The organism is Clostridium sp. J1101437_171009_A5 (assembly GCF_015547905.1).
Classification (GTDB): domain Bacteria; phylum Bacillota; class Clostridia; order Oscillospirales; family Oscillospiraceae; genus Pseudoflavonifractor_A; species Pseudoflavonifractor_A gallinarum.
Genome location: NZ_JADMVY010000023.1, coordinates 1 through 9,969 on the forward strand (window position 1 = coordinate 1; position 9,969 = coordinate 9,969).

Below are 9,969 nucleotides of genomic sequence, written 5' to 3' on the forward strand. Positions count from 1 at the left end.
AAAGCCCACGCAGCCGGCAAGATAACCGGAGGCGTGGGCTTTCTGTGTATATGGTTATTCTGTCAGATCATCCGAAGTTTCTGCAACCAGCCGGTCAAAGTCGCTCTGATAGGTTCTGTCCTGCAAAACCCGGAACTTTTCAAACTCTTTCTCGGCAAAGGCTTTGGCAATGGCGGCGGTCACCTTGCCCTTATCATGCAGAATATCTTCCTCGTTGAACTGTAAAAATGCGTCAAGCCGCTTGACCCAATCGGCCATATACATGACATTTCCCCGGCGGGCCTGCCGTTCCGCATAGTCCAGATACATGGTGACGATCTCGTTCAGGTTTCGCATTTCCGTTTCGTTCAGATAGTTTTTGGCAACGGTGACATCTGATTTACGGATGCGGCCTTTGGGGGCGTTTTTCCATGTGGTCAGGCCCATGTTGGGCTTGGTGCTGTCGGCACGCCCATATACGATCTCGGCGGCGGTATGATGGGTGACCGCATAATGGAGCTTGTTCTGCACCGTGGCAAAAAACTCCTTTGTGATGGGGCTTTCCACATCGTAGTCGGCGCTGCACTGGGAATAGATGTCCGTGATTTTTTGGTAAAATCTTCTCTCGCTGGCCCGGATGTCCCGGATACGCTCCAGCTGTTCCTCGAAATAATCCTTGCCAAAAAAGTTCTCCGGCTCCCGCAGCCGTGCATCATCCATCACATAACCTTTGATGATGAACTCTTTCAACACCCGGTTCGCCCAAATGCGGAACATGGTCGCCTTTTTGGAGTTCACACGATACCCCACAGCGATAATGGCGTCCAGATTGTAATAGTTGGTCTGATACCGTTTCCCGTCCGCCGCAGTTGTTTCCATTTTGGAAACAACTGAATCCTCGTTCAGTTCGCCGGATTCAAAAATGTTTTTCAGATGCTTGGAAATGGCTGCTTTCTGTACCTCGAACAGCTCTGCCATTTTTGCCTGTGTCAGCCAGAGGTTTTCCTGAAAGAGCAGGATTTCCACCCGCACTTCTCCGTTTTCGGTCTTGTAAAAGAGGATTTCTCTGGTTTCATACGGGGTCAGCCCCTGTTCCTCGCTCATTCCTGGTCACCTCCATCCGTCCGGTTCTTTCCCCGGCTCTTGTAGACATTGTACTGATTTTTGCACCGTGGGCTGCAAAAGGCGGCGTTGGACCGGCTGCCCAGAAACACCTTCTGGCAGTGCTTGCACAGGCGCAGGGGCTGATCCCCGTCCACCAGCATGAAGCTGAACATCATCTGGATACCCAGTAGCAGGGAATGGAAATCCCAGTAAATGGTAGGCTTATCCAGCAGCTCAATGTGGTAGGTGGGGGCAATCCCGCCAAATGCGGCCATAGCCTTGCGGTGCAGCCCCCGTTCGTCCTCGCCCATGAAATCATAGTCATTGTAGTAGAAAAAGGCGGTGGTTAGCGTAAAGGCCCAGTCCTTGAACTGTTGAGCAACCCACTCGTAGGGTTCCGCATATTCCCGCTGGAAGCTCATGTTCTTGGCCATCGGCTCATCCATGAAGGTCATAGTCAAAGCAATCATGGCCCGGTCTCCGGACACATTCCATGTGGATTCAATGCCCTTCTTCACCACGTCCAGCTGGTCAAAAGGATAAAACAGGGACAGGTATTTGTCTGTCGCCATGGATTCTTCCTTAATGAAGTGGTTTTTGGGCAGGTATACCGCCTCATAGTCCATAAAGGACGGCGTGGTGGGCAGGGCGGTCATCAGCCCCAGCAGGCCGTACCGGGTAACGAACTCCATCACCGCCTTTTCCACTTCTGCTTCCGGCTTGCGTCCCATCATCAGCATCCCCACATTCAGCGCATCCAGCACAATGTTGGGGACCTCTTTCAGCGGATTGTAGACATCCGGCTTTGCGCTCTTGCCGGGGGTGATATACCGCTTGCCATCTTCTGCCGTTTTCAGCTCATAGTGATCGTACCGCACCCAATGGGAACGGGACTGTTCAAATAAATTTTTCATCATACACGCCCTTTCTCCTTAATCGTCCCAATTATCAGGGGCGGTTTTTCTTTTTTCTGCGCTTGGACTTGTTCTCCCGCCGGATCACGGCATCCTTGCCCTGTTTCCTTGCGATTTTCGAGTATTCCTCCAAAAACTGGCGTTCCCGCAAGGTCAGGCTGCCGCCATGCTCCTGTTTGCCGCACAGATGGTCATACATCTGGCGCTGCAATTTCTTGTGGATGGTTTTCCGCAGCTTGCGGATGTTGCGGTCAGACTGCCCACGCACAGCGGCAAGCCGGGTGGTGCTGTACAGCCGCAAAGAGAGAAAATATAGAACTTCCTTGTGTTCCTCGCTCAGTTCCTCCACCATGCGGGAAACAAAGGCATCGGCGGTCAGGTTGTGCATCTCATAGGGGCAGTCAAACAGGATGTCCAGAAAGTTTCCGGCCATCAGCTGCCGGTATGCAGGGTTGTTCATCCATCGGGGAATGAGCTTCGGTTCCGGCACCGCCTGATATTCCAGCGGCACATCTCCACGGAGGTTTTCATGGTCCCGTTCCCGGCGCTCCCGGTTCCGGTCCAGCTTGTTCCATTCCTCCACCACGGCCCGGAAATCCTTTTCGGTGCGGGCGGCTTCCTCCAGCCGCCGTATGGCCTCGGCCCGCATCTCCCGTTTCAGCCGCTTTTCGCTGACCGGGGCGGCTTCTTCTTCCTCGTCCTCCAGCTCCGCTTCATAGTCGATGGGATGTTCGTCCTGCTCCAGCTCATTTTCCAGCTCGGCCAGACGTTCTTCCGCAAGCGCCTGTTCCAGCGTTTCCTCCGTTGCACCAGTGCCTGTCTCATCGTCCCATCCGGTGAAGCCACCCTCGGTATCCAGAAGCTCGTCATCAGACAGATACGCCATGACCCCACCTCTTTTCAAAAAAATATTTTGCGATTTTTCAAAAATGGTTCCGTTTTGCACCCCGGATTTCTCCTATTAGTGAAAGGGTAATCTGAAAACAAGTTACTTGGGTTACAACGACTCGTTCACGCTGGAGAAAGGGGGCTTTCGCCATGTTCAGGCTTGACACAAAAAAGAAGTAACACAATCGCAGATTACAAGCAGCGGAACCATAACAACAGTATACACCGGATGCGCCGAAAGCGCAAGAAAGAGAGGTTCTATGGCAGATAAAAACGCCGTATTTCTGACCCGGCACATTGGCAACACCACCTATAAAGTTCGTGTCTACCTCAGCGAAACCGCCGAGGAAACGATGGAAGATAAAATTTTGCGGCTGATCCGCAATGACGGGCTGGCAAACCAGCCGGAATGTGGTATAATGGAACTGCCACAAATGAGCCGTCCGTCTGAAAGGAGCGCCTGATATGGCAAACAGACAGACGGAAGAAAAAATCACTGCGCTCTATGAGCGCCTGTCCCGTGACGATGACCTCACGGGCGACTCGAACTCCATTCTGAACCAGAAACGTTATCTCGAAAGCTATGCAGCACAGCGGGGCTACACCAATATCGTCCACTACACAGACGATGGGTGGTCCGGCGGCAACTTTGACCGTCCCGCATGGAAGCGCCTTGTGGCGGACATTGAGGCGGGAAAGGTGGCCCATCTGCTGTGTAAGGACCTAAGTCGGATCGGCAGAAACTACCTGCAAACCGGCTTTTACACCGAGGTAATGTTCCGGCAGAATGGGGTTCATTTTGTTGCTGTCGCCAATAACATCGACAGCGAGGAACAGGACAGCGGCGAGTTTGCTCCCTTTCTCAATATCATGAACGAATGGTATCTGCGTGACCAGTCCAAAAAGGTTTCAGCAGCATACCGTGTCAAAGGCAAGGCAGGCAAGCCCACCACCAACAACGCCATCTATGGCTACAAAAAAGACCCGGAGGACAAGGACCACTGGCTGGTAGACGAGGAGGCCGCCGCCGTGGTGCGGCGAATCTTCCGGCTTGCGGTGGAGGGGCACGGCCCCCATGAGATTGCCAAGATACTCACGCAGGAAAAGGTGGAGTGCCCCGCCTATTATCTGGCACGAAACGGCAGAGGCAGCCGGAAGAACACCGTGGACACCAGCCGCCCTTATGACTGGTACGGCTTCACCGTCAGTTCCATGCTGACCAAGCCGGAGTATATGGGGCACACCGTCAATTTCCGTTCTTCCAAGAAGTCCTATCGGGATAAGCGGGTAAAAAATGATCCGTCCGACTGGCTGATTTTTGAGAACACCCACGAGGCCATCGTTGACCCGGAAACCTGGCAACTGGCCCAGCAGGTGAAGCGGACGGTGCGCCGGACGGACACCACCGGCGTCGCCAATCCCCTGACCGGCCTTGTGTTCTGTGCCGACTGCGGAGCCAAGATGTATAACCACCGGGGCAAACGCAAAAAGGACGGGCGGGAGTATGGAACCGACTTTTATAACTGCTCCACCTACACCCTGACCTTTGAGCGGGAAACCCAGATGTGTTTTTCCCACACGGTCAGCACCAAAGCCCTGAACGCTCTGATTCTGGAAACCATCCGCACTACCGCCAGCTATGCCATCCAGAACAAGGAAGAGTTTATTCAGAAAGTTCGCAGCATTTCACAGGTTCGCCAGCAGGAAGCGGCCAAGGAGCTGAAACGCAAGGTCGCCAAAGAGCGCAAACGCAGCGCCGAGCTGGATGTGCTGATTAAAAAGCTGTATGAAACCTATGCCATGGGCAAATTGGAGGAAAAACGGTTCGAGCTGCTGTGTGCCGAATATGAGAAGGAACAGGCGGAGCTGGAACAGCTGCTTGCCTCCGAGCAGGCACAGCTGGACCAATTTCACGAGGACACCGACCGTGCCAGCCACTTTCTGGCGCTGGCACAGAAATATACGGATTTCACCGAGCTTACCGCCCCCATGCTCCATGAATTTGTGGAGAAAATTCTGGTCCATGCCCCGGACAGAAGTACCGGGGAACGGGTGCAGGAAATTGAGATTTACCTGAACTTTATCGGAAAATTTGAAGTGCCCATGCCCGAACCCACCGAGGAAGAACTGGCTGCGGAGGAAAAGCGCCGCCAGAAGCGCATCCGTGACCATGAAAAATATCTGCGCCAGAAGGAGCGCAAACAGAAGATTGCCGAGGGGCTGATTGTTCCGGGTGAACCGTACCAGCTGGTGTGCCAGTGCTGCGGAGAGCCGTTCCAGTCTGTCCGCCCCAACGCCAAATTCTGCAAACCCGCCTGCCGGGAGAAGTTCTACCGGCAGGAAAAGCGGAAAGCCAAAGAAACGGAAACATCACAAACTGCATAAGGACTGCGGCCTGCCCAAAGAAACCGGGCAGGCCGCTTTTTTATGCCCTGAAACGGAGGGATTTTTATGACACTCTTTGAACTGGTAAAACAGAACATTTGTGTGCCGGATGCAGCGGAACACTATGGGCTGCAAGTCAACCGAAACGGGATGTGCAGCTGCCCGTTCCATGAGGACCGGCACCCCAGCATGAAGCTGAATGAACGGTATTTTTACTGCTTCGGCTGCGGAGCCACCGGCGATGTGATTAACTTTGTGGCAAGGATGTTTGGCCTGAACAGTTACGAAGCAGCGCAGAAACTGGCACAGGATTTCGGGATTGACCCGGACAAGCCCCCGGCGGCAATCGCCTTACCAAAACCGGAGCGTCCTCTGCTGAAAGCATACCGGCAGGAAGAAGTGCGCTGTCTGCGGGTGCTGTGTGATTATCTGCATCTTCTGGAAAGCTGGAAGGTGCAGTACGCACCCAAGACACCGGAAGATGTTCTGGATGACCGGTTTGTGGAAGCCTGCCAGATGCTGGACTATGTGGAGTATCTGGCAGATTTGCTCATTGACGCCGAACTGGAACAGCGGGTGAAAATCGTGGAAATGCTGAACAAGGATGGCCTGATTGCCGGTTTGGAGGAACGGCTGGACAGGCTGAAAAAGGAGGACGATGCCCATGAAAAACAAAGCGCAGCTTGACGGGATGCCCGTCTGGTTTGATGGCAAAAGCATCAACGAAGCCCTGTTTTGTGAGGAGTTCTTGCAGACGCACAAGATCATCTTCACAAACGGGGCTTTTTTCACGCCCGAAGGCCGTGTGACAGACGAACTACCCCTGCGGGGAGAGATTTTTGAGGAACTGAAATGCTGTGCGGTCAGCAACATTCCCCGCAAAATCAGCAACATTGTGGAGCTGATGAAGCTGGCGGCACTGGTGGAGGATTTTCCCCCGGAGCCGGATCGGATTCACCTTTCCAACGGCACACTTTTTCTGGACGGAACTTTTGCGAAAGGAAAGCCGAAAATCGTCCGCAACCGTTTCCCTGTGGCCTATAATCCTAATGCTCCACAACCTGTCCTCTGGCTGCAATTTCTGGACGGTCTGCTCTACCCGGAGGATATCCCCACCTTGCAGGAATATATCGGTTACTGCCTGATTCCCAGCAATAAGGGACAACGGATGATGGTCATAAAAGGCAGCGGCGGCGAGGGCAAGTCGCAGATCGGCGCTGTGCTGGGAACTTTGTTCGGCTCCAACATGAAGGATGGCAGCATCGGAAAAATATCCGAGAACCGTTTTGCCCGTGCTGACCTGGAACATATCCTCCTGTGCGTGGACGACGATATGCGGATGGAGGCCCTGCGCCAGACCAACTATGTGAAATCCATTGTCACCGCCCAGGGCAAGATGGATTTGGAGCGCAAGGGCAAGCAAAGCTATCAGGGGTGGATGTGCGCCCGGTTGCTGGCCTTCTCCAACGGAGATTTGCAGGCCCTGTTTGACCGGAGTGACGGATTTTACCGCCGCCAGCTGGTGCTGACCACAAAAGAAAAACCGGCTGGCCGTGTGGATGATCCTGACCTTGCCGAGAAGATGAAAGCCGAGGTGGAGGGTATTCTGCTGTGGGCTTTTGAGGGATTGCAGCGGCTGGCCGCCAACAACTTCAAGTTCACCGAAAGCGACCGCACCAGAGAAAACCGGGAGGCAGTCAAACGGGACAACAACAATGTCTATGATTTTCTGGATTCTGACGGGTATGTTCGCCTAAAAGCCGATCTATCTGCCAGCTCCAAAGAACTGTACGAGGCATACCAGATTTACTGCACCGAAAACAACCTGCCTGCCCTGAAGCCCCGCAGCTTCAGCGAAGCCCTGATCGCCTGCCAGAGCCGCTACAATCTGGAATACTGCAACAATGTGACCAACGCAGCCGGACGGCGGGTGCGTGGCTTTCTGGGAATTGAGGTATTGGTGAGAAATCATATATCAGTGTTTTCCGGTGATTCGATGCGTACGTACGTACCGGAAGATGTGCCGGAGGAATGGCGGCGCTGAACAATGTACGTACGTACACTTTGATTGACCGTTGTTCTCCCTTTTATAGCAATTCGGCGGCTATATCTCAAAAATCACTGGCAAAATCGGAGGGGTAAATCAGGGCAAGTGGGAATCGGAAAGTATTTGACGGTTGGAAGAAATCATTTTGCGAAACCGCGCTTCTCGCCCCGGTGAACCGAGTGCATGGAATTATGGGGAAATGCACGGTTTCAAGCCAAGTCACACGAAACGGAAAAGTCGGAAGGTGCGACCTATGGACAGGACATCACACCAGCGATTCTGAACGGATTTGGTGACAAGGGGATTTTTCACGACACAGCGAAGCGGTTATGCCAGAGGGCGTGCCAGCTTCGCTTTTTTATCAAGTAAATTTAGGAGGATTTTGGTGATGACGGTACGCAACGAAATCAAGGCACAAATCATCCGGGCGGGATATACCATGCAGGAGCTGGTTGACCGGCTCCACGAGGAATACGGCTGGTCGGACAGTGTTTCCAACCTGTCCGCCAAGCTCCAGCGGGAATCTATTCGCTATAAGGAGGTTGTGGAGCTTACCGATGTGCTGGGCTATGACCTGATCTGGCAGAAACGGAGGTAAACCTATGACAAGTGAAGAAAAGAAACTGTTGCAGGCAAAGCACCGCTTGGAGGAAGCCCAGGCACGGGACCGGGTGAAGGAGCGAAAAGCACGGACAAGGCGGCTCATTCAGGAGGGCGCTGTGCTGGAAAAAATGCTGCCGGAAGTACAGACGGTAGGGCTTGATAATCTGGAAGAATACCTGCGGCGAAAGCTGACAGGACACGATTGAAAACGGCTGGGAGGTCTCCGGGAAACCGGGGGCCTCCCTCTTTTTTATCCCGAAGGGCGCACTTACTCACCACCTGCTAAAGCAGGCGGTGGTAGCCCTCCCGTTGGTCGGGCACGTGCGCTCTCCGAGGGGGATTGCGGCTCCTGCGGGAGCCGCTGGACAAGGCTGCATTTCTGCCAAACTGCCAGCCTTGTCCACACAGCCGGCGCAGAGGCTTCCGTTTTGGAAGCCCCTGTTCATGGGGTGGTATATTGCCACCCCATCCCGCCGCCTGCCTGCGTCAACCTGCCACCGGCAGCTTGACACAGATACAGGGCACCCCTGGTGGTGCGTCGTATTTCACGACGCACTGAGCGAAAACAAGGGTGCCCTGTTTCGGGGCACCCCTTTCAGAAAGGACAAGGTGATTTATGGCGATTTATCATTTGGAGGCCAAGATGGTCAGCCGTGGAGCCGGACGCTCCGCCGTGGCTGCTGCGGCCTATCTGAGCTGTTCCCGGATGCTCAACGAGTATGACGGAGTGCAGCACGACTACACCCGCAAACAGGGACTTGGATGGCGGCAGGTTTTTCTGCCAGCCACCGCCCCCGCAGAGTGGCAGGATCGGGAAACCCTGTGGAACGCCGTGGAGGAAACCGAAACCGCAAAGGACAGCCGCCTCGCCCGTGAATTTGTGGCGGCGCTGCCCATAGAGTTGAGCCGGGAGGAACAAATCCAGCTCCTGCAAGATTTCATCAAGGAGCAGTTTGTTGCAGACGGAATGTGCGCTGATGCTGCCATCCATGACCCATATCCTCCCGGACACAATCCCCATGCCCACATCCTGCTGACGGTGCGCCCGCTGGATGAAAAGGGAAAATGGCAGTACAAGACCGAGAAAGAATATCTCTGTGTCAAAGATGGCGAGGAACGGGGCTTTACCGCCGCCGAGTTCAAACAGGCGCAGGCCGACGGCTGGGAGAAACAGTACCAGTACAAGGTAGGCAAAAAGAAGGTGTATATGGCCCCGTCCGCAGCGCAGGCCCAGGATTATGAACGGGTATCCAAGTATCCCAAAAGTACCAAATTCGGCAGACAGAACCCCATCACGGAACGCTGGAACAGCGATGAGCAACTTGTTCTGTGGCGGGCTGCATGGGCGGATGTGACAAACCACTATCTGGAGCGCACCGGGCACGAAGAACGCATCGACCACCGCAGCCATGCCGAGCGTGGGCTGCTGGAGCAGCCTACGATCCATGAGGGTGTGGTTGCCAGAGCCATGGAGAAAAAGGGTATCATCTCTGACCGGTGCGAACTGAACCGGCAGATCAAGGCGGACAATGCCCTGCTCCGTGAACTGAGAGGGCAGGTCAAAAAACTGGCGCAGGCAGTTAAAAGCACCCTACCGGCGCTTGCCGAGGCCATGGAAAATCTGCGAAAAAATCTATTGCTATTCTGCTATCAGCTGGGGTATCTCCGCAAAGGCAAGGAGCGTCTGAACACTTCACTGAATACCCTGCGCCCTGCCCTCACACAGTACAACCAGCTGGCAAAGGACATTCGGGATAAGACAAAAGAGCGCCGCAGCCTGCTTACCGAGAAAAAGGCGCTCTCTGCTGTCCATGTATTTCGACACCGGGAGCTGGCGGCTAAGATAGCGGTTCTGACAGAGGATTTGGAGGAACTGCGTTCGGAGAAAAATATGCTTTTGGCATCGCTGGCATATACCGAGGAAGATGCCGCCGATAAATTTCCGAAAGACATTGCCGCCATGGAGCAGAGCCTGAAACGGCTGGAAGAACAGGAACAGAAATATTCTGCTGAACTGGACGCTGCCTTGAACGAGTATGCCGGGCTTCG

Annotated in this window: 10 protein-coding genes; 7 read left to right on the top strand and 3 right to left on the bottom strand. The window is 54.1% G+C overall.

All coding sequences use genetic code 11. The features are described 5' to 3' along the window. Positions 1 to 54 precede the first annotated feature (54 nt). Genes I2C21_RS16950 through I2C21_RS16960 form a run of 3 tightly spaced genes read right to left on the bottom strand, consistent with a single transcriptional unit; the run spans position 55 to position 2,883 of the window. Positions 55 to 1,083: a virulence RhuM family protein gene (locus I2C21_RS16950; RefSeq protein WP_044939852.1), complete on the bottom strand. Its 1,029-nt coding sequence runs from the start codon at positions 1,081 to 1,083 to the stop codon at positions 55 to 57. Further along, on the bottom strand, positions 1,080 to 2,000 hold the full coding sequence (locus tag I2C21_RS16955) for a DNA gyrase inhibitor YacG (protein ID WP_195279852.1): 921 nt from the start codon (positions 1,998 to 2,000) through the stop codon (positions 1,080 to 1,082). The genes I2C21_RS16950 and I2C21_RS16955 overlap by 4 nt, the downstream gene beginning before the upstream one ends. A gap of 31 nt (positions 2,001 to 2,031) precedes the next feature. Further along, positions 2,032 to 2,883, bottom strand: coding sequence for a sigma-70 family RNA polymerase sigma factor (locus I2C21_RS16960; RefSeq protein WP_195279853.1), 852 nt, complete (start codon positions 2,881 to 2,883; stop codon positions 2,032 to 2,034). 262 nt (positions 2,884 to 3,145) lie between these two features. On the opposite strand from I2C21_RS16960, the gene I2C21_RS16965 reads away from it, so the two are divergent. From I2C21_RS16965 to mobQ, 7 genes are all read left to right on the top strand, one after another. Next, positions 3,146 to 3,349 carry a transposon-encoded TnpW family protein gene (locus I2C21_RS16965; RefSeq protein ID WP_007885061.1) on the top strand — a complete coding sequence of 68 codons (204 nt, stop codon included), beginning with the start codon at positions 3,146 to 3,148 and terminating at the stop codon, positions 3,347 to 3,349. A gap of 1 nt (position 3,350) precedes the next feature. After that, a complete protein-coding gene (locus tag I2C21_RS16970) occupies positions 3,351 to 5,270 on the top strand; it encodes a DUF4368 domain-containing protein (protein WP_195279854.1) in 1,920 nt (639 codons plus the stop codon). A gap of 66 nt (positions 5,271 to 5,336) precedes the next feature. Continuing rightward, on the top strand, positions 5,337 to 5,957 hold the full coding sequence (locus I2C21_RS16975; protein ID WP_195279855.1) for a CHC2 zinc finger domain-containing protein: 621 nt from the start codon (positions 5,337 to 5,339) through the stop codon (positions 5,955 to 5,957). After that, entirely contained in the window at positions 5,935 to 7,314 is a 1,380-nt protein-coding gene (locus tag I2C21_RS16980) for a DNA primase family protein (RefSeq protein WP_195279856.1), read from the top strand. The genes I2C21_RS16975 and I2C21_RS16980 overlap by 23 nt, the downstream gene beginning before the upstream one ends. Positions 7,315 to 7,705: 391 nt before the next feature. Then, complete coding sequence (locus I2C21_RS16985) at positions 7,706 to 7,915, top strand: LLM class flavin-dependent oxidoreductase (RefSeq protein ID WP_195279857.1); 210 nt, start codon at positions 7,706 to 7,708, stop codon at positions 7,913 to 7,915. 4 nt (positions 7,916 to 7,919) lie between these two features. Next, positions 7,920 to 8,126 (top strand): DUF3847 domain-containing protein, encoded by a 207-nt coding sequence (locus I2C21_RS16990; RefSeq protein ID WP_195279858.1) that lies wholly within the window; start codon positions 7,920 to 7,922, stop codon positions 8,124 to 8,126. Between the two features lie 410 nt (positions 8,127 to 8,536). Then, a partial coding sequence (gene mobQ / locus I2C21_RS16995; RefSeq protein ID WP_195279859.1) for a MobQ family relaxase occupies positions 8,537 to 9,969 on the top strand: 1,433 nt, incomplete at its 3' end.

What these genes read in the sequence shown, in the direction of transcription:
- I2C21_RS16990 (WP_195279858.1), top strand. Translation starts at nt 7,920, where the DNA reads ATGACAAGTGAAGAAAAGAAACTGTTGCAGGCAAAGCACCGCTTGGAG.
- I2C21_RS16955 (WP_195279852.1), bottom strand. Translation starts at nt 2,000, where the DNA reads ATGATGAAAAATTTATTTGAACAGTCCCGTTCCCATTGGGTGCGGTAC.
- I2C21_RS16970 (WP_195279854.1), top strand. Translation starts at nt 3,351, where the DNA reads ATGGCAAACAGACAGACGGAAGAAAAAATCACTGCGCTCTATGAGCGC.
- I2C21_RS16985 (WP_195279857.1), top strand. Translation starts at nt 7,706, where the DNA reads ATGACGGTACGCAACGAAATCAAGGCACAAATCATCCGGGCGGGATAT.
- I2C21_RS16980 (WP_195279856.1), top strand. Translation starts at nt 5,935, where the DNA reads ATGAAAAACAAAGCGCAGCTTGACGGGATGCCCGTCTGGTTTGATGGC.
- I2C21_RS16975 (WP_195279855.1), top strand. Translation starts at nt 5,337, where the DNA reads ATGACACTCTTTGAACTGGTAAAACAGAACATTTGTGTGCCGGATGCA.
- I2C21_RS16950 (WP_044939852.1), bottom strand. Translation starts at nt 1,083, where the DNA reads ATGAGCGAGGAACAGGGGCTGACCCCGTATGAAACCAGAGAAATCCTC.
- I2C21_RS16965 (WP_007885061.1), top strand. Translation starts at nt 3,146, where the DNA reads ATGGCAGATAAAAACGCCGTATTTCTGACCCGGCACATTGGCAACACC.
- I2C21_RS16960 (WP_195279853.1), bottom strand. Translation starts at nt 2,883, where the DNA reads ATGGCGTATCTGTCTGATGACGAGCTTCTGGATACCGAGGGTGGCTTC.